The organism is Tenacibaculum sp. SSH1-16 (genome assembly GCF_040104435.1).
Taxonomy (GTDB): Bacteria; Bacteroidota; Bacteroidia; order Flavobacteriales; family Flavobacteriaceae; genus Polaribacter; species Polaribacter mesophilus.
On record NZ_JBECOV010000009.1, the window covers coordinates 80,766 to 105,694 of the forward strand.

A 24,929-nucleotide genomic window follows, 5' to 3' on the forward strand; every position below is an offset into this window, starting at 1 on the left:
TTAAGTTAGTGTTCATTAAAAATATAGAAAATGGAACATATAGAATTATTTTTCAAATCGATATTTATAGATAACATGGTATTTGCTACATTCTTAGGAATGTGCTCATACCTTGCAGTATCTAAAAAAGTATCAACAGCCGTAGGTTTAGGTGCCGCTGTAATCTTTGTATTAGCAGTAACAGTACCAGTAAACTGGTTGTTAGATCAATACCTATTACAACCTGGAGCTTTAAAGTGGTTAGGAGAGGAATATGTAGATTATGACTTAAGTTTCTTGTCATTTATCATGTTTATTGCAACAATTGCAACCATGGTACAATTAGTAGAAATTATAGTTGAAAAATTTGCGCCAGCATTATATAACTCTTTAGGTATTTTCTTACCATTAATTGCAGTAAACTGTGCAATTTTAGGAGGGTCATTATTTATGCAATCTCGTGAAATTCCAACTTTAGGTTTATCATTTACGTATGGTATTGGTTCAGGAATCGGATGGTTTTTAGCAATTTTAGCAATTGCTGCTATTCGTGAAAAAATCAGATACTCTTCTGTGCCACCAGCATTAAGAGGATTAGGAATTACATTCATTATTACAGGTTTAATGGCTATCGGGTTTATGAGCTTCGGTGGAATGTTAACAGGAGGTGATGATGCAGGTAAAAAAGAAGAAACTGCTGAAGTTAAGGTTGAAAAGAAAGAAGTTGAAGAAAAGGTAGTAGAGGAAACTGAAAAGACTGAAGAGAAGGCAGAAGAATTAGCTAATAACACTAAAGAAATTACAGAATAATGGTATTTTTAGAAGTAAGCACAGGAGGAACAGTTGCTATTACAGTATTAGCGTTTTTAGCGGTAATCTTAGTTTTGGTAGCTTTATTATTATTTGTTAAGCAAAAATTGGCACCATCTGGACCTGTAAAAATTACAATCAATGGTGAAAAAACAATAGAAGTAGCATCAGGAGGAACTTTATTATCTACCTTAGGTAATGAGAAAATCTTTTTACCATCAGCATGTGGTGGTGGTGGTTCTTGTGTACAATGTGAGTGTCATGTAAATTCAGGTGGAGGAGAAGCTTTACCTACAGAAACACCACACTTTACACGTAAAGAACTACAACACGGTATCCGTTTAGCATGTCAGGTAAAAGTAAAGCAAGATATGGATATCTCTATTCCAGAAGAAATTTTCGGAATTAAGAAATGGGAAGCAACTGTTGTAAGAAATTATAACGTAGCAACCTTTATTAAGGAGTTTGTAGTTGAGATTCCTGAAGAAATGGATTATAAAGCAGGCGGGTATATTCAAATTGAAATACCACCATGTGAAGTAAAATATGCTGATATGGATATTTCTGCGCATCCACAAGATCATCCAGGTGAACCAGATAAATTTGAGGCTGATTGGGATAAATTTAACCTAAGACCATTAGTAATGAAGAATGAAGAAACTGTAGAGAGAGCATACTCTATGGCTTCTTATCCAGCAGAAGGAAGAGAAATCATGTTAAATGTTCGTGTAGCAACACCTCCTTTTGATCGTGCTAAAGGCGGATGGATGGATGTAAATCCAGGGGTGGCATCTTCGTATATTTTTAATCAAAAGCCAGGAGATAAAGTAACTATTTCTGGACCTTATGGTGAATTCTTCATCAATGACTCTGATGCAGAGATGTTATATGTAGGTGGTGGAGCTGGTATGGCACCAATGCGTTCACATATTTATCATTTATTTAGAACTTTAAAGACTGGTAGGAAAGTAACATACTGGTACGGAGGTCGTTCTAAAGCAGAATTATTCTACATTCACTACTTTAGAGCGTTAGAAAAAGACTTTCCAAACTTTAAATTCTACTTGGCATTATCTGAGCCATTAGAAGAAGATAACTGGAAGGTTAAAAAAGATATTAATGATGAAAGCGGAGATGGTTTTGTTGGGTTTATTCACCAAGTTGTAATAGACCAATATTTATCTAAGCATGAAAGTCCTGAGGATTTAGAATTATATTTCTGTGGGCCACCATTAATGAACAAAGCAGTACAAAAAATGGGTGAAGATTTTGGTCTAGATGACGAAAACATTCGTTTTGATGACTTTGGAGGATAGAAACATAATACTCCATTTATATTATAAAACCGATACAAATTTGTATCGGTTTTTTTTGTGTTTAAAAAGATAGTATTCTTTAATAAGAGAAGATTTAAATATCATGAAAGCAAAACAACATTTTTAGTAAAATAATGTTATTCATAAATTATATCAAACTTATATACAGGGTTGTCGCTATCATATTCAAAAACTCTAGCATAATCCATAACGTTAGCTATTCCTTCGAGTTTACATAGTTGTGAAACTACAGCGCATAAACCATTAAATAACCTCTCTTTATCGGTCGGATTTTGAGGTTTTGGATTATAATGACATAAAGGAACAGTAAAACCGCATGCTTCTAAAAACACCCTCTCAATCTGTAGTAATTCAAGTGGAGTGTAACCATTAAATTTTCTACCTAAATTTTGATGAACCCTACCCACATAGCTTAGTTGCAATGAGCCATGATCATTCGTGAGATGTTTCCAACTATCTCGATTGTCTAATATATTTCCAACCGCACATGCTGAGCAACATTCAGGGTTCAATTCATCGTTGTGAAAAGCATTATAAAGCTTTATAAGTGCTTGTTCTAATCGTTTAGGTATTTCCATAATCAAAAAGGATTTACTCCCTTAAATATACAAAATATTGGTTGTACCTTTGCATCAAATTATTGTTAATGACGACCTTTCAAGATTTAGACTTATCAAATCCACTAAGAAATTCAATTGAAGAATTAGGTTTCGTAAATCCAACACCTATTCAAGAACAAGCATTTCCTGTAATTCGTTCAGGAAAAGATGTGGTAGGGATTGCACAAACAGGTACAGGTAAAACTTTTGGGTACTTACTCCCAATATTACGTGATTTAAAGTTTTCAAAACAACAACACCCAAGGGTGATGATATTAGTACCTACACGAGAATTAGTGGTTCAGGTGGTAGAAGAGATAGAAAAGCTAGCTAAATACATCACTTTACGAACTGTAGGTGTATATGGTGGAGTTAATTTAAATCGCCATAAAGAAGCAGTAATGCAAGGAGCTGACATTATTGTTGCCACACCAGGACGTTTGTACGATTTAGCGTTAAGTAACGTATTAAAATTAAAGTCTATTCAAAAATTAGTCATTGATGAAGTAGATGTAATGCTTGATTTGGGTTTTCGTTTTCAGTTGTTAAACATTTTTGATTTGTTACCACAACGACGTCAAAATATCATGTTTTCAGCAACGATGACGGAGGATGTTGAAACATTAATTGATGATTTTTTTATTGCTCCACATAAAATAGCAATTGCAGTAAGTGGAACACCATTAGATAACATTCAGCAAATAAGCTATGATGTTCCTAATTTTTATACAAAAGTCAACTTATTAAACTATTTATTATTTGATAAATCAGAGTTTAGTAAAGTATTGGTGTTTGCACCTAATAAAAGAAATGCAGACAGACTATTTGATTGTGTAGCCGAAGAATATCCATCACAAGCCTGTGTAATTCATTCAAATAAAACACAAAACTACCGTTTGCGCTCTATAGAACAATTCAACAAAGGAGAAAAACGAATCTTAATAGCTACCGATGTAATTGCACGTGGATTAGATTTAGAAGAAGTAACACATGTAATCAATTTTGATGTGCCACACTTCCCCGAAAACTATATGCACAGAATTGGTCGTACAGGTCGTGCAGAAAGAGAGGGAAAAGCAATTTTATTTGCTACGGAAAAAGAGCAGGAAGCAAAACAAAGAATTGAGGAATTGATGGATTACACAATTCCAAAGCAAGAAATTCCAGAACAAGTTGAAATAACCAAGCAATTAACGGAAGAAGAACGTCCGAAAGAAGAAAGAGAAGTAAATAAAAACAGAACTTCTCAAGAATATATTCCAGGTCCCGCTTTTCACGAGAAAAAGGAAAAGAATAAAAAAACAAACCAAGGAGGTTCTTATAGAAGAGAGCTTGCCAAGAAGTACAAAAAGCCAAAAACAAGAGGAGATAAAAATTATAACAAACGCAATAAGAAACGTAAATAATGCAAGAACTTACTAAGCAAGAACTTCACAATTTAGGAATGAATATTGTGGGTAAAAAACTGCAAGAAATGGGATATGAATTTGTTGCAATAAATAGCGAGTTGAAAAAGCATCCACAGTTTGTGTTGTTTAAAAAAGGAGAGCCTACCATTTTTGTATTAGTAAAAACTACGAACAACATACAGTCACCCCAAGAATATGATGTATTGTGGATGGAAACTTTTAAAAAACACGCAGAAAAACAAAATGCAAAGGTTTGGTATGCTGGCATAGGTATAGCAAATGCAGAAAGTGTAGATTTGCCTGTGTTTAAAGACAAACCCTATTATGTTGCTTTTGATGATTTTATAAAAATCTTATAAAACCTTTTACTAATTTTTGGTGCTAATCTCCTTTTTTAACTGAAGGAAAAAGAGTGGTTTTGTAGGTTGGAAAGGGTATAAACCCTGTTAAATATCAGGTAGTTGTATGTTAATTTTACCTCAGGGAAATTAATAAAATATCTAAAAAAATGAAAAGACAACTACTAACCCAAAAAGGAAAAAAATTAATAAAAACTATTATGGCATTTTTATCAGATTTAGGTAATGGTGCTAGTTATGCAATTAATAATTAAGGTTTAAATAGTTAGAATCTAAAAAACACTCGTTTTATGATGTAAACGAGTGTTTTTTTATACATAAATAGTAACTTTACAGTGTGGAGAATCTGTTAAACGAAATAAAAAACTGTAAGATTTGTGAGAAATATATAGAACCCAATCCTGTAGTTCTTGCTAGTAAAAAATCCAAAATCATTATTGTAGGTCAAGCACCTGGAACCAAAGTACATCAGTCTGGGATTCCTTGGGATGATGCTAGTGGAAAACAGCTTAGGAAATGGTTGAGTGTTACTGATAAGGAGTTTTATGATACCAATAACTTTGGAATAATACCTATGGGTTTCTGTTATCCAGGAAAAGGAAAATCAGGAGATTTACCACCAAGAAAAGAATGCGCTCCACAGTGGCATCAACCTTTATTAAAAGAAATATCAGAGGTAAAATTGATTATTTTAATAGGAATGTACGCTCAAAACTATTACTTAAAAGGAAAAGCTAAAAGAACACTCACTGAAACAGTGAATACTTTTGAGGAATACTTGCCTAACTATTTTGTATTACCACATCCATCCCCAAGAAATCGATTTTGGTTAACCAAAAACTCATGGTTTGAAAAAGATGTTTTACCCATATTGAAAATCACAGTAAAAAAGCTGATATAGTGATTTTAATACTAAAAGAAAGTTAAATACATGCATTGATAAATTTGTATTTTTGCAATGTATGATAGAAACAAGAGAAGCCATATCAGAAAAAGCGGTTTTAATAGGTATTATAACCCAGCATCAAGATGAAAAACAATCAGAAGAATATTTAGATGAGCTAGAGTTTTTAACACTTACAGCAGGAGGAGTAGCTGTAAAAAGGTTTGTTCAAAAATTAGATAAACCCCATCCAAAAACTTTTATTGGAACAGGTAAACTAGAAGATGTAAAAGCGTATATAGATTCCAATGATATTGGAACAGCTATTTTTGATGATGAGCTGTCACCTGCGCAACTTAGAAATGTTGAACGTTTTTTAGATTGTAAAATTTTAGATAGAACCAACTTAATACTTGATATTTTTGCAAGTAGAGCACAAACAAGCTCAGCAAAAGCTCAAGTAGAATTAGCACAATACCAATATTTATTACCTCGATTAACCAGAATGTGGACACACCTTGACAAGCAAAAAGGAGGTATTGGTATGCGTGGTCCAGGAGAAACAGAAATAGAAACTGACCGACGTATTATTCGAGATAAAATTTCGTTGCTAAAAAAGAAATTAGTAACTATTGACAAGCAAATGTCCATACAACGAAAAAATCGTGGAAAAATGGTGCGTGTTGCTTTGGTAGGATATACCAATGTTGGTAAATCTACCTTGATGAATGTTGTTAGTAAAAGTGAGGTTTTTGCAGAGAATAAACTGTTTGCAACATTAGATACTACAGTTAGAAAGGTGGTAATAAAAAATATTCCTTTTTTAATGACAGACACCGTTGGGTTCATTAGAAAATTACCAACACAATTAGTAGAGTCGTTCAAGTCTACTTTAGATGAAGTTCGTGAAGCAGATTTATTATTACATGTCGTAGATATTTCACATCCAAACTTTGAAGATCATATAGCTTCTGTAAATAAAATTTTAGATGAAATAGATAGTAAAGATAAGCCGACAGTTATGGTATTTAATAAAATAGACGCTTATACTCATGAAACTATTGATGAAGATGATTTGATAACAGAAAAAACAAAAGAACATTATACATTAGAGGACTGGAAAAAAACCTGGATGAATGACTTAGAAACGGAAAGTATTTTTATTTCAGCCTTAAATAAAGATAATTTAGAAAATTTTAAAGAGAAAGTATATGAGGAGGTAAAGAAAATACATATTCAACGTTTTCCATATAATGATTTTCTATATCAAGAATATTAGTTTACAGTAAAAAAACGCAAACATAACTTAAAAAGGACTTAAATAATTAAAACTTTAAGTTCTTTTTTGTTATATTTATAATCCCTAATGTTGCTTTTTATGTGTTTTATAAAGCATTGTAAATTATATTTTTAACCATTTTATCCCCCTGAAAATGAAAAATAATAAAACTTCACAAACAAAATTTAGACGATTCTATTCATATTTATTAACTAACAATAAATTAAAAGCCTTAACGTAATTAATTTTATTAGTATAATGCCATACCTAGTAATTATAATCTTTACTTACAAAGTATGTATAGTTAAATGAAGTGTTTACTCTTTTTGAGTTATCATGTATTAACCTGAATAGATCATGATGAAAAAAATAATCCCCCTCTTATTATTGTATTTCAGTATGCAAGCTGTTAGTGCGCAAGAGAAATGTACATCTGAAAGTATTCATTCAGTAGATGTAAATATAGTTCACAAGTGTTTAGCAGAAAAGAAAGTAGAAAGCAATAATACAGAAGCTTCAGTTATAGTAACTACTATTCCTAGTAGAAGGCACATAAGAAAACGTATTTATTTTGAGAAAGTAATTAGTTTTGCAGAAGGTATTGAAGCAAAAAGTTTAAAGAGATTAAATACATTAAATGAGCTAGCTGAATGTAGTTTAGGAAATGTTTACCCTATTATAAAAGAAACAACAAAAAAATCAATTTCTTTTGATGTGGTTGAAGAAATTCCTGCATTCTTGTCATGCAAAGAATCATTAAAAGAAAAAGAAGATTGCTTTAATTATAAAATGCAAGACCATATAATGACCACCTTAGTTTATCCAGAAGAAGCTATAGAAAAAGGGTTAGAAGGAGAAGTTTTAGTGAGTTTTGTTATAAATGAAATGGGTAAGGTGACTGAGGTTAAGACAGAAGGAATTAATGTGCCTGAAATATTAAAAAAAGAAGCAAAAAGAATTGTACTACTATTACCTGATTTTATTCCAGGAAAACAACAAAGCAAAAATACTAGAGTGTTATATCGCTTTCCTATGATTTTTAGTTTAAACAGTTCTGATTATTAGAGTGTTAAAATAGTTTATTTTATGTAAAAAAAAGAATACCTTTGCATGCCAAATTTTCATGAGTAACAAGTGTAATTGTTTGATTGGAAAAATGTTAAACCTTTAAGGCATGAGAAAAATTATTTTATTAATTACGTTAGTTTGCTTTTATGTAACCAATGTAATGTCGCAACGAGAAGTATGTGAGACGCCAGAAGAGTCTTTAGTAGATTTAAATAGTATAACAAAATGTACTATTGCTCCAAAAGACAAAAAAAATAAAGGAACAAGACAAATCTCTGTAAAAGTATCTGCCAATAGAAGGTATTTAAAAAAGAGAGAAATTTCGAAAAAGAAAGTAGTTTCAAATGCTACAAATTTGTCAGGAGCAGGAACGGCAGCAATAAAAAGTACAACTTCGCAAACAGAGTTAAGTAAACAACCTTTAACTTTTAAAAGTAACCTTGAAAACTTAACAAGTAAATTATCAGCAGAAGAAGTACGAAAAGCAGAAAAGTTCTCTACTGTAGACAAAATACCTCTGTTTACTGCATGTAAAAAAGCAAAAAAGAACGAAAGGTTAGATTGCTTTAATATAGAAATGGTAAAACACATTCAAAAACATTTTAGATACCCTAGTCAAGCAGTAAAAGAATCTATACAAGGAGAAGTTTGGGTGCGTTTTATTATTGATAAAAATGGTCAGGTTAAGAATATTAAAACTTTAGGACCTAAAAATGGAGAATTATTAAATAATGAAGCTGTTCGAGTGGTATCTCAATTGCCACAATTTATTCCAGCAAAAAAATCAGGAGGAGAAACATCTGTAAAATATGGTTTCCCAATCATGTTCGCTCTTGATGAATAACATAAGTAACTCAATATAAAAATAATTAAAATAAACAATATGTTTAAAAAACTACTAACCATGTTTTTGGTAATTTGTGGTGTGTCAATATATGCGCAAACTACAATAAACGGAAAGGTTTACGATGAATATTTAGAGCCGTTTTCCAATGCAGTAGTGCTAATAGGAAGTGATAGAACTACTTCGAGTTCTGATGGAACTTTCATATTAGCTACAAAATCAAATTACCCTTTTATAATTCAAGTTTCAGCTTTCGGTTACAAAACAGAATTAATTGAAGTAACTTCTAAAGAGCAAGAAATAAATATAATTTTAAAAGAAAATACAGCATTAGATGAAGTTGTAATCTCTGCATCTCGATCTCCAGAACGAGTTATTGAATCGCCAGTAACTATTGAAAGAATAGGTATAAATGATATAAAAAAGAATACTTCTGTAACCTATTATGATGGAATGGCAAACTTAAAAGGAATAGACCTTAGAGAAAGTGGTTATGGTTTCAAGTCAATTAATACAAGAGGTTTTTCTTCATTTGAAAATACACGTTTTGTACAGTTGGTTGATGGAATGGATACTGCGGTTCCTGCATTAACTTTCTCTATGGGGAATTTAGCAGGTACGTCTGATTTAGATGTAGAAAGCGTTGAAGTCTTACCAGGTGCAGCATCTGCTTTATATGGAGCAAATGCATTTAATGGAATTATGCTTCTTAAAAGCAAGAACCCGTTTAAACATTCAGGAATTAGCACTTATTTTAAAACAGGATTCACATCACAAGATGCGGCAGGAAATAATCCTTTTTATGATTTTGGTATTCGTATGGCCTATAAATTTAATGAGAAGATAGCAGGTAAGGTTAATTTAACCTATTATAAGTCAGAAGAATGGCATGCGAATAATACAGGGAACTCTACAGGAATAGGTGGAGTTGCTATTGGTGGAGATAGAACTTTACCTGGATATGATGGTATAAACGTGTATGGAGACGAAGTAGGAGCTACTTTAAAACAAATTGCAACTGAGGCAAGTAAAACAAACCCTTTAATTACCCCGGCAATCATAAACAGTTTACCTGATGAAAAAATAACAAGAACAGGTTATGATGAATCAAGTTTAGTAGATTATGACTCAAATGGTTTAAAGTTTGATGCTTCTTTGCATTACCGTCCTTGGGAGAATGAAAATTTAGAAATTATTTGGAATTCAAGATTTGCAAGAGGAAAAAATATTTATCAAGGAGCTAATAGATATGTTCAAGACGGATTTTCGTTTGAGCAACATAGATTAGAGTTCTTAGGAAAGAACTTTTTCTTAAGAGGATACTATTCAGCAAATGATTCAGGAGACTATTTTGATTCTCGTTTTAAAGCAATTAATATTAACAGGGCTTGGAAGAGTGATAAAGATTGGTTTGGAGATTACCTAAATGCTTATCTAACACAAGGAAGGAGCCATGGAAAAGCTAGAGACTTTGCTAATATAGGACGTTTTGAACCTGGTTCAGTAGAGTTTAATGCAGCGGCTAATGATGTAGCTTCTAAAACAGTTCCTGAAGGAGGAGCGAAATTAACAGACCAAACGTCATATTACCATGCAGATGGTAACTATAATTTCCGTGATATAATTAAGTTTGGTGAAATCCAAATTGGTGGTTCATATAGAAAAATTAATTTAAATTCTCAAGGTTCTGTTTTTACAGACGCAAATTCTAAAATTTCTTTTGATGAATTTGGTGTTTATACTCAGTTACAGAAGAAGTTTTTAGAAGAAAGACTGAAGTTTACAGGTTCGATTCGTTATGATAAATCGACAAACTTTAAAGGTAACTATTCTCCAAGGGTGTCTTTAAATTATGCTTTAGGTGAAAATAAAGATCATGTAATTAGAGCCTCTTATCAAACAGGATTTAGAAACCCAACATTACAAGAGCAGTACTTTGGACTTCCAATTGGTACAGGTCATTTAATAGGAGGAGTTGATGAAAACTTAGATCGTTACATTGTTAATATTGGAGGAGGTAATACCTTAACAGGTAGAGATGCTTTTGAAAATTCATTCTCAAGAGCTGAATTAGACAGAGGAAACCTTGTAAAATCTCAGTTAACCACAATCAAACCCGAGAAGGTAATTTCATATGAATTAGGGTATAGAAGTATTGTTAATTTAAGCTCCAATAAAATTTTAGAATTAGATGTAAATGGGTATTATAACAATTATGAATCTTTTACAGCAATTAAAGATGTTCTTGTTCCTCATTATGGAGGGTTTAATGCAGATGGAACTCCAAATGCTCAAGCTTTATTAGCGCTTCAAAATAATGATGTAACAGCTTTCTCAGTAAACACAAACTCTAAGGCAGATGTTACCTCGTATGGTGTAGGTGTAGGAATGTCAACTAAGGTTTTTAAAGGCTTTGATTTAGGTTTGAGCTATAACTATGCAAAATTTGATTTTGAAGAAACTTCTGATCCAGATTTTGAGCCGGCATTTAACACACCGGAACATAAGGTTAAAGTTCAATTTGGTCATCCAAATTTATTTAAAAACTTTGGGTTTAATATAAATGCCCGTTGGCAAGATGAATACTATTGGCAATCTTCTTTTTTACAGGGATTAGTAGATGCTAGAACAGTAATAGATGCTCAAATAAATTATACAGTACCAGCAATTAAATCAAGATTTAAAATAGGTGGTACAAACCTTACTGGTAAGGAGTATTTTATAGCTCCTGGGGCTGGAGCAATAGGTTCTTTATATTACATTTCTTGGACAATTAATGACTAGAAATAGTTTAAATTATAAAATAAAAAAGAGGCGTGAATTTGTTCACGCCTCTTTTTTATTTTATAGACTAAAGTTATTATTCATTTTCATAATCATTAATAATTCCTAGTCGTTTAGCGCGTTGTTCCCAGCTTTTTCTAGCTAAGCTTTGTAAATTAGCAACGTTATCACTCTCATCCATTATTTCATAACCTAAAAGAGTCTCTATAACATCTTCTTGGGTTACTAAACCGTTAACAGCTCCATATTCATCTACAACTAAAGCTAAATGTTCTCTTTGTTCAATTAGTTTTTCAAATAAATTAGGAATAGATAACTCTCTACTGGCTATTATAATTTCCCTTTTAATTGTTTTTAAAGGTTCATTTCCTTTATTATCAACCAAAGAAAGTAATAATTGGTCCTTTAGAACATATCCAGTTATATTATCTGGATTTTCAGCATATACAGGTATTCTAGAAAAGCGTAAAGGCCTGTTTTCATTAAAAAAAGCTTCAATACTTTGGTTTTCATCAGCAGTAGTAAGTACTGTACGAGGTGTCATAATATGTTTAGCTTGAACTTCTTTAAAGTTAAGCATGTTTCTAATTACTTTACCTTCACTTTCATGAAAAACACCTTCTTGCTCAGCAATATCTGTCATTGCAGAAAAGTCTTCTCTACTTAAAACACTTTCTCCATGTGCTCCTTTACCAAATAGTTTAGTAAATAATTGAAGTATCCATATAATACCGGTGTATTTACAAAAGAAAATCAGCACATTTAAAGCTTTAGTTGTAAAGCCAGCTAATGACTTCCAGTAAGTAGCACCAATGGTTTTAGGAATAATTTCAGAGGCAACTAAAATCAAAATTGTCATTATAGCAGAAACGATAAAAACACCGTTTCCTTCATCACTAAATATTTTTTTTGCTTGAGCACCAACAAGTATAGCACCTACGGTATGAGCAATTGTGTTTACAGTTAAAATAGCAATAAGAGGTTTGTCTACATCTTTCTTTAATGTTTCAAGATCGTTTGCATAAGCTTTCTCTTCTTTCTTTTTAACATTTACAAAGGTAGGAGTTACACTTAATAGTACAGCTTCTAGTATGGAGCATAAAAAAGAGAAAAATATAGATAAGGTGGCGTAAACAATTAATAAAGTCATTTGTTAAAATTTTTAGGCTAAAATACGTAAAAAAGAAAACCTCAAGAACACGTTCTTGAGGTTTTACCTTGATGTTTTATTTTTTAGAAGCCGTAATTTACTCCTAGACCAAACACTTCTCTAGTTTGGAACCCTTTGAAAGCATTGTCGTCATAAATAGCTTGCATAGAAAGGTTTGCAGAAAGATATTTATTAACTTTCATTACCACATTAACAGTGTAATCTATATCAACATTTTGAAAATCTTCTAAGTAGTTACTGTATAAGTTTAGTATATTTTCAACAGACACATTTTTCATAACGTCTAATTTATAGTAAGCATTAACCGCAGCACCTAGTTCATAACGAGTAGTCTCGTTTTGTTCTACTCCAAAAGCAGGTCCTAAGTCTGTTAGGTGTTTGTGTACATAAATTAGTTTAGAAGTTGCAGGAGCGATGTTTACTTTTAAATTGTCGTGTTTTTTCCATAACATACCTGGTCCAAATTGGAAGTAGGCAGGAGAAAAGAAATGAGATGTTTGCTCGCCAGAAACATATGTAGAAGACATTTGAGTCTTAAAGTTAAAAAAAGCAGAATAATACCAATATCCACTAGCTTTTTTACCTAATAAAGAGTTTAACTCTAAACGGTCATCTGTTTTTTGCATTGCTTCTCCTTTTAACTTTGTTAAACCATAAGAAGCAATTAGTTTATTATCCCAAGTCCAGTCACCTTTGGTGTAATTAAAATCATAATTTAACCCAATGGTACCAGAAATATTATTTGTTCCACCAGCTAACCAGTTATTAAAAGCGGACTGATTGAATAGAAAAGAGATGTTACCACTCCTTTTCCATCCTTCTTTAGGCTCTTCTTTTTTTTCTTCTTGAGCATTAGCTGTTAAAGCTCCAAACATAACAGCAATAGCTAATAATTTTTTCATTTTTTTAGTTTTAAATTAATTTTTTTGAGGGCGCAAAAGTACGCTTAACTTAAGGTTTAGACAATGTAGTTATAACAAAAGTCACGTTTTATGAAAAATATAATTTAAACCAAGACCAAAAACTTCTTTAAATTGTATTTTACTAGAAGCATCATCATCAATAATGGTGTGTAAGCTGAGGTTTGTAGATAGATTTTTATTAATTTTAACAATAATGTTTAGTTGATAATCAATATCAATGTTTTGTGGCTTGTTTAAATAATCTGAATACACAGCTAAAATACTTTCCATAGTTACATCTTCCATTACTTCACTCTTAAAGTAAGCAGAAAGGTTAAAACCTAAACTAAAGCTAGTATTTTTACCTTCATCTACACCATATTTTCCAGAAAATTGATCAGAAACAAAAGTATAACGAGCAGTTGCGGGAGCTATGTTTATTCTAGCGTCATCATTTCGTTTCCACAACATACCAGGTCCAAAACTCCAATATGCTGGAGAAAAGAAGTCTGAAACTGCTACTTTAGGTTCTTGTTTGTAATCATAACCTTTGGTGTACTGTGTTTTAAAGTTACTAAAAAAAGATAAAAACCACAATTTTGAAGTTTTAAACCCTAAAAGAGAATTGTATTCAAACTGATCTTCTGTTTTTCTAACCCCCTGACCATCTATATAACTTAATCCATAGGCTGATATTATTTTATTATCCCAATTCCATTTTTTTTTCTTGTAATTGAAATCATAACCAAGTGTCATATTTCCAGCAACGGTATTGTTACCACCTGCTGCCCAATTTGAAAAAGATGATTGATTAAAAAGAAAAGTGTATTTTCCAGTTACAGTCCATTTTTTTGGTGGGTTTTTCTTAACTAAAGGCTCTGCAAACACTCGCTTGTTAAATATGTAGAAAGCAAAACTAGTGTCTAAAGGGGAGTTTTGTAAACCTAAAGTTGAGATACTATCTTTTTTAGTTTCTTGTGAAACTAAAGAAAAGGAGTAACAAGAAATTAAGATTAAGAACAGCTTTTTCATTTGTGATTAAGTTGAGGAATTATACGAGTCTAATTATTTTTTTCTCTTATAAAGTGGTACTGTTGAACAAGCCTCTCCAAACATAATGGTTTTAGCTACAGGTTTAATTTTTTCAATTAGTAAGGTGTATGCTGATGGTGGTATAGGTTTATTTGAGCATCCTTTAATTATTATAGGTTTGTCTTTATAATTAGAGATGTTAAGCTGTTGAATTATCTCTTGATATATTACAGTTTCTAGTAATATTAAGTCCCCAACAACAACCTTTTTAGCAAAAGGAGTAAGTTCAGTAGTTAGTAAAATATAAGCCCACGAAGGAATAATAGCGTCAGTAGAACAAGTTAAAGAAACATAACTATCTAGATATTGAGACCAGTCATGGTTTTTTACAGTCTCTCTAAAATCTTTTTCACGAAGAATTAATTCTTCAAATAACCAATCCTTAATATCAAATATTACACGTTTACCCTCAGGGTAAAAATCTTCAAGGTCTATTGTAGTAAGCTTACTATTAGCAACTCTATTTATAATTTCTTCTGCCATGTTTGTTTTACCGTAAAAATAAAAAATCTTCATCTATAATGTTATTTTAAAGATGAAGATTTTGTTGTTTTGAAAAAACACTAATGATTTACTTATTGTATTCGTAAGTTACGATATATGAGTAATCATTACTTGAATCATCTTTTTGTATAACGAAATTATCAGAGTCGTATTTATAAATTGTTTTGGAAGAGCCTAATTTATTATCGTCTTTGTCAAATTCTTCATATAATGTCACATTGTGTATTCCACCCTCCTCAAAATTTGAGTTTAAAATAGCTTTAATACCAGCAATATTTAAAAGAGGGGAGTTTTTATTGTCAAAAGTATAAACAATATATGAATCTCCTTCAATTTCCTTAACCTTATTATCAGATATGTATTCATATTCTGTTACATAAACATTATTGCTACTGTCAAAAAAGACTTGCTTTGTGGTTTTAAGTATTTTGGAAATAGAATTGTATTCATAATTTTCAATACTGTTTATTTCACCATTAGAATTATAGTTTGTTTGCTTAGTAAGTAAGTTGCCAGTGTACTCATATTCACTATAGCGATCTGTTTCTCCATTATTGTCTATATCTTCTATTTTAGTAATTTTCCCTTTTGTATAAGTAAACAAGGTTTCTTCTTTTTCTTTTGGCGATTCATGAACTATTTTAATTAATTCGTGTTTGTCATTGTAAAGATAGGTGCTAGTTCTGGAACTTTCCACGAATGGAGTGTCTGGGTCTCCATCATCATCGTAGCTTTCTGTAGTTACTTGCTTGTTTAATAATTTAGGTGTTTCTTTTTCAATTATTTCTTTGTCAGAAGTACAAGAGATAATCGTTACTAAAGTAACGAATAAAAGTGTGATCTTTTTCATGATTATTTTTAATAAATTTTTCGCGAAAATAGTTATTTTAGTTATATATCACACTATAACATTCCTAACTCTAATTTAGCTTCTTCACTCATCATATCTTGAGTCCAAGTAGGATCGAAAGTGATTTCTACCTCGCAATTGTTAATCTCTTTTAAAGTTTTTACTTTTTCTTCTACTTCAACAGGTAAAGTTTCAGCAACAGGACAGTTAGGAGAAGTTAATGTCATTAATATTTTGGCATCATTTTCTTCTGATATAAAAACATCATAAATTAAACCTAACTCATATATGTCAACAGGTATTTCTGGGTCATATATGGTTTTTAATACACGTACAATTTTATCTCCTAATTCTTCTAATTTGTCTTCAGTCATAATTCTAAACTTCTTTTAATTCGCTAATTTGCTTTGCTGTGCAATTGCGTACATTTTAATTTGTTTTACCATGGATACTAAACCATTAGCACGTGTAGGGCTTAAATGTTCTTTCAGGCCAATCTCATCAATAAAATCAGTATCGGCGTCTAAAATAGCCTTAGGTGTTTGGTTAGAAAATACCCTCAATAATAAAGCCACAATTCCTTTTGTTAAAATAGCATCACTATCGGCAGTAAACTCAATAGTATCACCTTTTAATTCAGAATGTAACCATACTTTCGATTGGCATCCTTTAATTAGGTTTTCATCCAATTTGTAAGTTTCACTTATTAAAGGTAGCGATTTTCCTAGCTCTATAATGTACTCATAACGCTCCATCCAGTCTTCAAACATAGAAAACTCGTCAATAATTTCTTCTTGTATTTCTTTGATAGTCATTTTTTAAAACTATTTTTGCAAAGTCAAAAAGACCGTTTTTAATTAAAGACGCAAAATTACGACAAAAAAGGCAGTTGACATGAGAGTTTAAGCCTTAATGAGTATAATTAGTAAAAATTTAAGTCTTAGTAATTTATAAAGACTTAATGAAACAAATACATTTCTTCAGTTGAAGAAATATTAAGTAGAGTTATGAGTAAATTATTAGCAGTAGGAACAGTAGCATTTGACGCTATAGAAACACCATTTGGAAAAACTGATAAAATCTTAGGAGGATCAGGAACATTTGTAGGATTAGCAGCTTCACAATTTGGAGTGCAAACAGGAGTTGTTTCTGTAGTTGGAGGAGATTTTCCACAATCATACTTAGATATGATGAACGATAAAGGAATTAATACTGATGGAGTGGAAATCGTAAAAGAAGGAAAAACTTTCTTTTGGAGTGGAAAGTATCATAATGATATGAATTCTCGTGATACTTTAGTAACTGAACTAAATGTATTAGAACATTTTCAACCAGTGGTTCCAGAATCGTTTAAAGATGCACCAATTGTAATGTTAGGTAATTTACATCCATTAACACAAGCATCGGTATTAGATCAAATGAATGAAAGACCTAAGTTAGTAGTGTTAGATACTATGAACTTTTGGATGGATATAGCATTAAACGATTTGCATGAAGTATTAAAGCGTGTAGATGTTATTACAATTAACGACGAGGAAGCACGTCAGTTAAGTGGAGAATATTCTTTGGTAAATGCAGCAAAGAAAATTCATGAAATGGGACCAAAATACGTGGTAATTAAAAAAGGGGAACATGGAGCTTTATTATTCAATGAAGGAAATATGTTCTTTGCACCAGCATTGCCATTAGCAGAGGTGTTCGACCCAACTGGAGCTGGAGATACTTTTGCAGGAGGTTTCTGCGGATATTTAGCTAAAACCGAAGATATTTCATTCGAAAATATGAAGAGTGCAATTATATATGGATCTAACTTAGCATCGTTCTGTGTTGAAAAATTCGGAACACAGCGTATGGAGGCATTAACTAGCGAAGAGGTACAAGCGCGTTTAAAAGCGTTTAAAGAATTAACACAATTTGATATAGCATTATCATAAACTATAAATCCGCGCTTTTTGCTGCGGATTTTTTTATACAACACACAAAACTACAACACAACTAAATACTTGAAATTAAATGAGTGACGCTATTAAACACGAATGCGGAATTGCAATGGTTCGTTTAAAGAAGCCATTACAATACTATAAAGACAAATACGGTACCGCGTTTTATGGTGTAAATAAAATGTACCTGTTAATGGAGAAACAGCACAACCGGGGGCAAGACGGTGCTGGATTAGCAAGTATAAAATTTAATGTAGAGCCTGGAACAAGATATATAAGCAGAATCCGTTCCAACCAATCACAACCAATCCAGGATATCTTTGGGAAAATTAATCATAGAATCAATGGAGTTTTTGAAGAGAATCCAGATAAGGTTGATGATGTGAAATGGCAAGAAGAAAATGTACCTTACATTGGAAACTTATTTTTAGGGCACGTTCGCTACGGTACTTTTGGTAAAAACTCTATAGAGAGTGTACATCCTTTTTTACGCCAAAGCAACTGGAAACATCAAAGCTTAATTGTTGCTGGTAATTTTAATATGACTAATTCTAAACATTTGTTAAATGATTTAATTGAATTAGGTCAACACCCTAAAGAGTCTACTGATACTGTAACAATTTTAGAAAAAATAGGACACTTTCTGCAGTCGGAAGTTTCAGATTTATATTTGAAAGCTAAAGAAGAAGGATTTAATAAAAAGGATGCTTCTCCTTACATAGAAGATAACCTAGATATTCAACGAATTTTAAAACGTTCGGCTAAAAACTGGGATGGTGGATATGCTATGGCAGGTATGCTGGGGCATGGAGATGCGTTTGTGTTGAGAGACCCATCAGCTATTCGTCCAGCTTTTTTTTATGAAGACGATGAAGTAGTTGTGGTTGCTTCTGAACGTCCAGTTATTCAAACAGTTTTTAACGTTGATATAGAGTCAATAAAAGAGGTTGAAAGAGGACATGCGTTAATAATCAAAAAGAATGGAGAGACAACAATGTCGCCAATTTTAGAGCAGCGTCCCAAAAAAGCATGTTCATTTGAGCGTATTTATTTTTCAAGAGGAAGTGATGCATCAATTTATGAAGAACGTAAAAACTTAGGGAAATATGTGTTTCCTGAAGTTTTAAAATCTATTGATAGTGATATAGAAAATTCAGTGTTTTCTTACATACCAAATACGGCAGAAACATCATTTTTTGGAATGATGGAAGCTGCTGAAGATGTATTAAATCAGCAAAAGACTGATGCAATTTTAGCGGGTGAAGGAAAGCTTTCAAAAGAAAGAGTAATTGAAATTCTTTCTAAAAGACCACGTTTTGAAAAAATAGCGATTAAAGATGCTAAACTACGTACTTTTATTACAGATGATAGTAGTCGTGATGATTTAGTTGCGCATGTTTATGATGTTACTTACGGAGTTGTAAAACCAACAGATAATTTAGTAATTATTGATGATAGTATTGTAAGAGGTACTACCTTGAAGAAAAGTATTATTAAAATCTTGGATCGATTGAATCCTAAGAAAATAGTAGTAGTTTCTTCTGCGCCTCAAATACGTTATCCAGATTGTTATGGTATTGATATGGCTAAGATTAACGATTTTATTGCTTTTAAAGCTGCGTTGGAATTGTTAAAAGAAACAAATCAGTATCATATTGTTGATGAAGTGTATCAAAAATGTAAGCAACAAGAAAACAGTGAAGATAAAGATGTGATAAACTACGTTAAGGAAATTTATGCACCTTTTACAGATGAAGAAGTTTCTGCAAAGATTGCACAAATGTTAAAAACTGCAGAGATAAAAGCTGATGTCGAGGTGATTTTTCAGCCAGTAAGTGGTTTACATAAAGCTTGTCCAGACAATTTAGGAGATTGGTATTTTACTGGAGATTATCCTACTGATGGAGGTCATAGGGTGGTAAATCAGGCATTTATCAATTTTTATGAAGGAAATGATAAGAGGGCTTATTAATAATTAATTAGCCAGTAAATAAAAAAGAGTAATCGTTTGTTCGATTACTCTTTTTTATGTGATAAAATATGTTTAATTACATAGGTACTACAATGGCACCAGAGAATTTTTCTCGGATTTCATTTAGAGCCCTATCAGCATGTAAGCGTGTTTTATAATTTCCTACTTGTATTTTCCATTCAGGTTGTTTATAAATTAGTTTTGTGTAAACATCAGGGTATTCAACTTTAAACCTATTACGGAGGCTTCTAGCGCGTCTTTCAAGTCCATTGTATAGTTGGATTCTGTACCCGTTTCCATTGCTCTTATTGTAGGTTCTTTTCTTTTCTATCAGTGAAATAATGTGCTTGTTGTCAGTAAGTTTTTCCTGAGCATTAGCTTTGAGTGCAAAAGCAGTAACAAGAAATATAAAAGTAATAATTAAGCTATGTTTTTTCATTTTGATGAATCTTTTTACAAAAGTAATGACTTGTGAGTTAATACATTGTTAACGCTAGTTATTTAGAATTGTTATAAATTATAGATTAGGATTCTCTTAACATTTCACAATTTAGACAGAAGTAGTACTTTTGTGCAACTTTCTGTGTGCTAATTTTAAAATTAGTGTAACAGAAAAAATTGTACCAAAATAGATACAAAACTTATATTTTTATAGTATGAAAAGTGTGAATCATCACAGTAGATTAACTAAAACTCTAGCAAAGAGTTTAGCTTTCTTTTTAGTTTTCTTAGTAAGTTTTTCGGCGTTTTCACAAGATATTGATGAGGCGCGTCAAAAAGAAGGGAAAAAATTGTTTAAATCTCTTTGTGCATCTTGTCATAAGTTAGATAAGAAGCTGGTTGGTCCTGCTTTGGCTGGGATTGAAGAGAGAAGAACCAATGAATGGTTGAAAGCATGGATAAAAGATAATGCTGCTTTAAGAGCTTCAGGAGATAAAGAAGCAATTGCGATTTTTGAAGAGTATAATGGTTCTAATATGACTGCTTTTCCGCAGTTATCGGATCAAAACATTGATGATATCCTTTACTATACCACGGTTGGTGAGTTAAAGAAGACTCCAGCAGCAGGAGCTGATATTGAAGGAGTTGGATCTCAAGGTGATCAGGCACCAAAATGGTTGATATATATATTGGCTGCAGCTATTGTTGTGGCATTCTTAATTATTGGTAGTTTGTTAAAAACTATTAGTGAATTAAAAGGCGCTCCAAAAACTCCAGGTTTAATGGGGCAAACTGCTGAGTTGTGGCAAGGAATTAAACAGAATACTTTCTTAAAAGTGTTAACCGTTATTTTTGGAGCTTTAATTGCTGCTTATTTCTTGTTTGGAACTTTGTTTAAAGTTGGTGTTGATGAGGGGTATCAGCCAATTCAACCTATAGCTTTTTCACATAAAATTCACGCAGGAGATAATAAGATAGATTGTCAATACTGTCACTCTGCAGCAAAACATAGTAAGCATTCAGGTATACCATCTGTAAATGTTTGTATGAATTGTCATAAAAATATTTCTGAAGTAGCAGACGATACAAAAGTTGTGATGGATGATCATACATTAGTAAAAGCTGATTTAGATAAAGAAATCGCTAAGATTTATGAAGCAGCTGGTTGGGATGCAGAAAAATTAGAATATACTGGAAATACTAAGCCGGTTAAATGGGTGAGAGTTCATAACTTGCCAGATTTCGCATATTTTAACCATTCGCAGCACGTAACTGTAGGAGGAATTGCATGTCAAAAATGTCATGGTCCAGTAGAGGAAATGGAAGAAGTATATCAATATTCGCCATTAACAATGGGTTGGTGTATTGACTGTCATAAGGAAACTAAGGTTGACTTAAAAGGTAATGAGTACTATGCTAAAATTCATGAAGAACTAGCTAAGAAGTACGGTGTTGAGCAAGTAACTATTGCTCAATTAGGAGGAAAAGAGTGTGGTAAATGCCACTATTAATCAATTTAGAAAGTAGAAAAACACATATATAAATGGCTTCAAACAAAAAATACTGGCAAAGTGTTGAAGAACTAAAGGGTAGTTCTATTGTTGAAACGCTACGTAATAATGAGTTTGTACAAGATATTCCTACAGATGAATTTTTAGGCGACAAAGATACCTTAGAAACATCATCAACTTCACGTAGAGACTTCTTGAAATATGTTGGATTTACCACTGCAGCAGCTTCTTTAGCAGCTTGTGAAGGTCCAGTAAGAAAATCAATTCCTTATGTAGTGCAACCTAATGATATCGTAGTAGGCGTTGCTGATTGGTACGCAACTACAATTGCAGACGGTTTTGATTTCGCAAACGTATTAGTAAAAACACGCGAAGGACGTCCAATTCAAATCATGCCAAATAAAGAGGCAGGAGGTGTAACTAGCGCACGTACTCAAGCGTCAGTTTTATCATTATACGATGAAAAATTACGTTTAAAAGAACCAAGAAAAGGAAGAACTCAAATATCTTGGGCAGATGCAGATAAAGAAATTATCGCAAAATTAAACGAATTAAAGAATGCTAATGAACCAGTAGTATTATTAACAGGAACTTTAGCGAGTCCTTCTACTGAAAAAGTAATAGCAGATTTTATTACAGCTTACCCAAATGTTAAGCATGTGGTATATGACGCAATTTCTGAAAGTGCAACTGCTGATGCTTTTGAAGCCATGTATGGTAAAAGAGCATTGCCAGATTACGATTTTAGTAAGGCGGAAGTTATCGCGTCCATAGGGGCAGATTTTATTGGTGATTGGCAAGGGGGATACGAAAAGTCTTATGCAGAAGGTCGTAGAGTAGAAACTGGTAAAATGTCATACCATGTTCAAATAGAAGCTAACATGTCTTTAGCGGGAGCAAATGCCGATAAAAGAATTGTAGCCAAACCATCTGAGCAAGTTTTCGCTTTAATAAACTTATACAACCAAATAACAGGAAATAGCCTTCCTTCAAAAGCAACAGCTTTTGATGTAGAGGTAAAGCAATTAGCTAAAGACCTTAAAAAAGCAGGTTCAAAAGGGGTTGTTGTTTCAGGTTTAAATGATAAAAACGCACAATTAATTGCATTGGCAATCAATAAAGCGTTAAATAGTGAGGTAATAGATACTGAGGCGGTGAATTTAAAGCGTCAAGGTAACGATACCCAAGTAGCTCAATTGATAGCAGACGTTAAAGGAGGTAAAGTAAAAGGTTTAATTACTTATAATGTAAATCCTTTATACACTTTAGCAAATGCAGTTGATTTAGCAGAAGGAATTAAAAATTTAAAATTATCTATAGCTCTATCTACTCAAGATGATGCTACAGCTAATGCTACACAATATACATTGCCAGCACCTCATAACTTAGAAAGTTGGGGAGATGTTATGGCGAAGCAAGGTGTTTATAGTTTAATGCAACCAACTATACAGCCACTATTTAACACACGTCAAATACAAGACGTTTTGTTAAAATGGTCTGGAAGTACAGTGAACTATTACGATACTTTAAAAGAATTTTGGAGTACAAATGTATTAGGAGGGGCTTCATGGAATCAAGCATTACATGATGGGTTCTTTAAAGTTGAAAAAGTTACTGTAGAAGAAGAAATAGCTTTTGAATCTGCTGTAGATATAAATGTAGTAGCAGCGCAATTAGTGAAAAATGCTAATAATGCTTCAGGATTCGAATTAAGCTTATACTCATCAACAGCGTTAGGAGACGGTAAACAAGCAAATAACCCTTGGTTACAAGAATTACCTGACCCTATTACAAGAGCTTCTTGGGATAACTACTTGACTATTTCGATTTCAGATGCAAAAGAATTAGGTTTTGAAAACCCAGTAAAAGATAATGGTGCTATTGATGGTAATTATGCTAACGTAACAGTAAATGGCATAACAATAAATAAAGTACCAGTACTTATACAACCAGGTCAAGCAAAAGGATCAGTAGGTTTAGCATTAGGATACGGTAGAACTCAAGGATTAAAATCAGAAATGCAAGTAGGTGTCAATGCCTATCCATTCTACCAAAATGGAAACAATGTTCAGTATAATGTTTCTATTGAAAGAACTTCAGGATGGCACAAGTTTGCTTGTATGCAAGTACAAAGTACTTTAGCAGGTCGCCACGATATATTAAAAGAAGCTTCATTAAAAGAAGTAAACGATAAAAAATTAGATCCTAAGCATACTTGGAATAAGCCATTTATGGTCTCTTATGATCATCAAGAAGTTGAAGGAAGTAAAATTGACTTATGGGATGAGCATGACAGAAGTTTAGGACACCACTTTAACTTATCTATCGACTTAACATCTTGTACAGGTTGTGGAGCATGTGTTATTGCATGTCACGCAGAAAACAACGTACCAGTTGTTGGTAAAGATGAAATGAGAGTTGGTAGAGATATGGCTTGGTTACGTATTGATCGTTATTATTCTTCTACTGTGGAAGATAAGCAACATAAGGCTAAAATGACATTGGAGGAGTTCAAAGCTCAAAATCCAAACATAGCTAACCAAGAAATTGAAAGACGTTATACTGAAAAAGTATTAGAGCTAAGCAAAGGAGATTTATTTGATGCTTTAGAAAACCCAGCAGAAAATCCACAGGTTGCTTTCCAACCAATGATGTGTCAGCACTGTAACCACGCACCATGTGAAACAGTATGTCCGGTAGCAGCAACATCTCACGGTCGTCAAGGTCAAAACCAAATGGCATATAATCGTTGTGTAGGTACTCGTTACTGTGCAAATAACTGTCCATATAGAGTTCGTCGTTTCAACTGGTTTAATTATGCTGAAAACAACGAGTTTGATTTTAACATGAATAACGAGTACGGTAAAATGGTGTTAAACCCAGACGTAGTAGTTCGTTCTCGTGGTGTAATGGAAAAGTGTTCTATGTGTATTCAAATGACACAAGCTACTATCTTAAAGGCTAAGAAAGAAGGTAGAGCTGTTAAAAAAGACGAGTTTGAAACAGCATGTTCAGCAGCATGTTCTACTGGTTCTATGGTGTTTGGAGATATAAACAACACTGAAGATACAGTTACAGCATTAAAAGAAGATAAAAGAGCTTTCCACGTTTTAGATTATATTGGTACAAAACCAAACGTAGTGTATCAAGTGAAAGTAAGAAATACAAACGAAGCTTAATAGTAAAATTAATAAG

Annotated in this window: 22 protein-coding genes; 13 read left to right on the forward strand and 9 right to left on the reverse strand. The window is 32.4% G+C overall.

Annotated features, from left to right (window positions below):
* Nucleotides 1-30 precede the first annotated feature (30 nt).
* Together nqrE and nqrF are read left to right on the forward strand one after the other, a co-directional pair.
* Nucleotides 31-789, forward strand: coding sequence for an NADH:ubiquinone reductase (Na(+)-transporting) subunit E (gene nqrE / locus ABMY20_RS11735; protein ID WP_099215192.1), 759 nt, complete (start codon nt 31-33; stop codon nt 787-789).
* The gene (nqrF, locus tag ABMY20_RS11740) at nt 786-2,105 is read left to right on the forward strand and encodes an NADH:ubiquinone reductase (Na(+)-transporting) subunit F (protein ID WP_172644829.1); all 1,320 of its coding nucleotides are present in this window, start codon (nt 786-788) and stop codon (nt 2,103-2,105) included. The genes nqrE and nqrF overlap by 4 nt, the downstream gene beginning before the upstream one ends.
* Nucleotides 2,106-2,242: 137 nt before the next feature.
* On the opposite strand, the gene ABMY20_RS11745 is transcribed toward nqrF, so the two are convergent.
* Nucleotides 2,243-2,704 carry a hypothetical protein gene (locus ABMY20_RS11745; RefSeq protein ID WP_047788284.1) on the reverse strand — a complete coding sequence of 154 codons (462 nt, stop codon included), beginning with the start codon at nt 2,702-2,704 and terminating at the stop codon, nt 2,243-2,245.
* Nucleotides 2,705-2,772: 68 nt separating this feature from the next.
* On the opposite strand from ABMY20_RS11745, the gene ABMY20_RS11750 reads away from it, so the two are divergent.
* The 7 genes from ABMY20_RS11750 to ABMY20_RS11780 all read left to right on the forward strand — a co-directional run bounded on the left by ABMY20_RS11750 (nt 2,773) and on the right by ABMY20_RS11780 (nt 11,351).
* Nucleotides 2,773-4,131 (forward strand): DEAD/DEAH box helicase, encoded by a 1,359-nt coding sequence (locus ABMY20_RS11750; RefSeq protein WP_159610867.1) that lies wholly within the window; start codon nt 2,773-2,775, stop codon nt 4,129-4,131.
* Nucleotides 4,131-4,493, forward strand: coding sequence for a Na(+)-translocating NADH-quinone reductase subunit F (locus ABMY20_RS11755; RefSeq protein WP_159509082.1), 363 nt, complete (start codon nt 4,131-4,133; stop codon nt 4,491-4,493). Before ABMY20_RS11750 ends, ABMY20_RS11755 begins: the two co-directional genes overlap by 1 nt.
* 337 nt (nt 4,494-4,830) lie before the next feature.
* Nucleotides 4,831-5,394, forward strand: coding sequence for a uracil-DNA glycosylase family protein (locus ABMY20_RS11760; RefSeq protein WP_159610869.1), 564 nt, complete (start codon nt 4,831-4,833; stop codon nt 5,392-5,394).
* A gap of 61 nt (nt 5,395-5,455) precedes the next feature.
* The gene (gene hflX / locus ABMY20_RS11765; RefSeq protein WP_047788288.1) at nt 5,456-6,655 is read left to right on the forward strand and encodes a GTPase HflX; all 1,200 of its coding nucleotides are present in this window, start codon (nt 5,456-5,458) and stop codon (nt 6,653-6,655) included.
* Between the two features lie 357 nt (nt 6,656-7,012).
* On the forward strand, nt 7,013-7,720 hold the full coding sequence (locus ABMY20_RS11770; protein WP_349265362.1) for an energy transducer TonB: 708 nt from the start codon (nt 7,013-7,015) through the stop codon (nt 7,718-7,720).
* A gap of 109 nt (nt 7,721-7,829) precedes the next feature.
* Nucleotides 7,830-8,567, forward strand: a complete 738-nt coding sequence (locus ABMY20_RS11775) for a TonB family protein (protein WP_349265363.1) — start codon at nt 7,830-7,832, stop codon at nt 8,565-8,567.
* 39 nt (nt 8,568-8,606) lie between these two features.
* Complete coding sequence (locus tag ABMY20_RS11780; RefSeq protein WP_047788289.1) at nt 8,607-11,351, forward strand: TonB-dependent receptor; 2,745 nt, start codon at nt 8,607-8,609, stop codon at nt 11,349-11,351.
* Nucleotides 11,352-11,427: 76 nt separating this feature from the next.
* Here the strand turns inward: ABMY20_RS11780 and ABMY20_RS11785 are convergent, their stop codons facing one another.
* The 7 genes from ABMY20_RS11785 to ABMY20_RS11815 form a co-directional block, all read right to left on the reverse strand.
* Entirely contained in the window at nt 11,428-12,501 is a 1,074-nt protein-coding gene (locus tag ABMY20_RS11785) for a CNNM domain-containing protein (RefSeq protein WP_349265364.1), read from the reverse strand.
* Nucleotides 12,502-12,584: 83 nt separating this feature from the next.
* Nucleotides 12,585-13,424: a DUF3078 domain-containing protein gene (locus ABMY20_RS11790; RefSeq protein WP_173359322.1), complete on the reverse strand. Its 840-nt coding sequence runs from the start codon at nt 13,422-13,424 to the stop codon at nt 12,585-12,587.
* Nucleotides 13,425-13,505: 81 nt separating this feature from the next.
* On the reverse strand, nt 13,506-14,456 hold the full coding sequence (locus ABMY20_RS11795) for a DUF3078 domain-containing protein (RefSeq protein WP_349265365.1): 951 nt from the start codon (nt 14,454-14,456) through the stop codon (nt 13,506-13,508).
* Nucleotides 14,457-14,489: 33 nt separating this feature from the next.
* Complete coding sequence (locus tag ABMY20_RS11800) at nt 14,490-14,999, reverse strand: DUF2480 family protein (protein ID WP_349265375.1); 510 nt, start codon at nt 14,997-14,999, stop codon at nt 14,490-14,492.
* A gap of 88 nt (nt 15,000-15,087) precedes the next feature.
* Nucleotides 15,088-15,870, reverse strand: a complete 783-nt coding sequence (locus ABMY20_RS11805) for a hypothetical protein (protein WP_047788292.1) — start codon at nt 15,868-15,870, stop codon at nt 15,088-15,090.
* Nucleotides 15,871-15,923: 53 nt separating this feature from the next.
* Nucleotides 15,924-16,244 (reverse strand): DUF59 domain-containing protein, encoded by a 321-nt coding sequence (locus ABMY20_RS11810; protein WP_047788293.1) that lies wholly within the window; start codon nt 16,242-16,244, stop codon nt 15,924-15,926.
* Between the two features lie 15 nt (nt 16,245-16,259).
* Complete coding sequence (locus ABMY20_RS11815; protein WP_047788294.1) at nt 16,260-16,685, reverse strand: SufE family protein; 426 nt, start codon at nt 16,683-16,685, stop codon at nt 16,260-16,262.
* A gap of 192 nt (nt 16,686-16,877) precedes the next feature.
* Here ABMY20_RS11815 and ABMY20_RS11820 point away from each other — a divergent pair, with 192 nt between their 5' ends.
* Both ABMY20_RS11820 and ABMY20_RS11825 read left to right on the forward strand, forming a co-directional pair.
* The gene (locus ABMY20_RS11820) at nt 16,878-17,804 is read left to right on the forward strand and encodes a PfkB family carbohydrate kinase (protein WP_047788295.1); all 927 of its coding nucleotides are present in this window, start codon (nt 16,878-16,880) and stop codon (nt 17,802-17,804) included.
* Between the two features lie 79 nt (nt 17,805-17,883).
* Nucleotides 17,884-19,782, forward strand: coding sequence for an amidophosphoribosyltransferase (locus ABMY20_RS11825; RefSeq protein WP_047788296.1), 1,899 nt, complete (start codon nt 17,884-17,886; stop codon nt 19,780-19,782).
* Nucleotides 19,783-19,858: 76 nt separating this feature from the next.
* Here the strand turns inward: ABMY20_RS11825 and ABMY20_RS11830 are convergent, their stop codons facing one another.
* Nucleotides 19,859-20,221, reverse strand: coding sequence for an SPOR domain-containing protein (locus ABMY20_RS11830; protein WP_073182519.1), 363 nt, complete (start codon nt 20,219-20,221; stop codon nt 19,859-19,861).
* 217 nt (nt 20,222-20,438) lie between these two features.
* On the opposite strand from ABMY20_RS11830, the gene ABMY20_RS11835 reads away from it, so the two are divergent.
* Both ABMY20_RS11835 and ABMY20_RS11840 read left to right on the forward strand, forming a co-directional pair.
* Nucleotides 20,439-21,734, forward strand: a complete 1,296-nt coding sequence (locus ABMY20_RS11835) for a c-type cytochrome (protein WP_047788298.1) — start codon at nt 20,439-20,441, stop codon at nt 21,732-21,734.
* 32 nt (nt 21,735-21,766) lie between these two features.
* Nucleotides 21,767-24,913: a TAT-variant-translocated molybdopterin oxidoreductase gene (locus ABMY20_RS11840; protein ID WP_349265366.1), complete on the forward strand. Its 3,147-nt coding sequence runs from the start codon at nt 21,767-21,769 to the stop codon at nt 24,911-24,913.
* Nucleotides 24,914-24,929 lie beyond the last annotated feature (16 nt).

Bases quoted from the DNA above. Each gene is read 5' to 3' on its own strand.
- ABMY20_RS11835 (WP_047788298.1), top strand. From the start codon at position 20,439: ATGAAAAGTGTGAATCATCACAGTAGATTAACTAAAACTCTAGCAAAG.
- ABMY20_RS11800 (WP_349265375.1), bottom strand. From the start codon at position 14,999: ATGGCAGAAGAAATTATAAATAGAGTTGCTAATAGTAAGCTTACTACA.
- ABMY20_RS11780 (WP_047788289.1), top strand. From the start codon at position 8,607: ATGTTTAAAAAACTACTAACCATGTTTTTGGTAATTTGTGGTGTGTCA.
- ABMY20_RS11815 (WP_047788294.1), bottom strand. From the start codon at position 16,685: ATGACTATCAAAGAAATACAAGAAGAAATTATTGACGAGTTTTCTATG.
- ABMY20_RS11745 (WP_047788284.1), bottom strand. From the start codon at position 2,704: ATGGAAATACCTAAACGATTAGAACAAGCACTTATAAAGCTTTATAAT.
- ABMY20_RS11820 (WP_047788295.1), top strand. From the start codon at position 16,878: ATGAGTAAATTATTAGCAGTAGGAACAGTAGCATTTGACGCTATAGAA.
- ABMY20_RS11810 (WP_047788293.1), bottom strand. From the start codon at position 16,244: ATGACTGAAGACAAATTAGAAGAATTAGGAGATAAAATTGTACGTGTA.
- ABMY20_RS11840 (WP_349265366.1), top strand. From the start codon at position 21,767: ATGGCTTCAAACAAAAAATACTGGCAAAGTGTTGAAGAACTAAAGGGT.
- hflX (WP_047788288.1), top strand. From the start codon at position 5,456: ATGATAGAAACAAGAGAAGCCATATCAGAAAAAGCGGTTTTAATAGGT.
- ABMY20_RS11785 (WP_349265364.1), bottom strand. From the start codon at position 12,501: ATGACTTTATTAATTGTTTACGCCACCTTATCTATATTTTTCTCTTTT.
- ABMY20_RS11825 (WP_047788296.1), top strand. From the start codon at position 17,884: ATGAGTGACGCTATTAAACACGAATGCGGAATTGCAATGGTTCGTTTA.
- ABMY20_RS11755 (WP_159509082.1), top strand. From the start codon at position 4,131: ATGCAAGAACTTACTAAGCAAGAACTTCACAATTTAGGAATGAATATT.
- ABMY20_RS11790 (WP_173359322.1), bottom strand. From the start codon at position 13,424: ATGAAAAAATTATTAGCTATTGCTGTTATGTTTGGAGCTTTAACAGCT.
- ABMY20_RS11830 (WP_073182519.1), bottom strand. From the start codon at position 20,221: ATGAAAAAACATAGCTTAATTATTACTTTTATATTTCTTGTTACTGCT.
- ABMY20_RS11770 (WP_349265362.1), top strand. From the start codon at position 7,013: ATGATGAAAAAAATAATCCCCCTCTTATTATTGTATTTCAGTATGCAA.
- ABMY20_RS11795 (WP_349265365.1), bottom strand. From the start codon at position 14,456: ATGAAAAAGCTGTTCTTAATCTTAATTTCTTGTTACTCCTTTTCTTTA.
- ABMY20_RS11805 (WP_047788292.1), bottom strand. From the start codon at position 15,870: ATGAAAAAGATCACACTTTTATTCGTTACTTTAGTAACGATTATCTCT.
- nqrE (WP_099215192.1), top strand. From the start codon at position 31: ATGGAACATATAGAATTATTTTTCAAATCGATATTTATAGATAACATG.
- ABMY20_RS11750 (WP_159610867.1), top strand. From the start codon at position 2,773: ATGACGACCTTTCAAGATTTAGACTTATCAAATCCACTAAGAAATTCA.
- ABMY20_RS11775 (WP_349265363.1), top strand. From the start codon at position 7,830: ATGAGAAAAATTATTTTATTAATTACGTTAGTTTGCTTTTATGTAACC.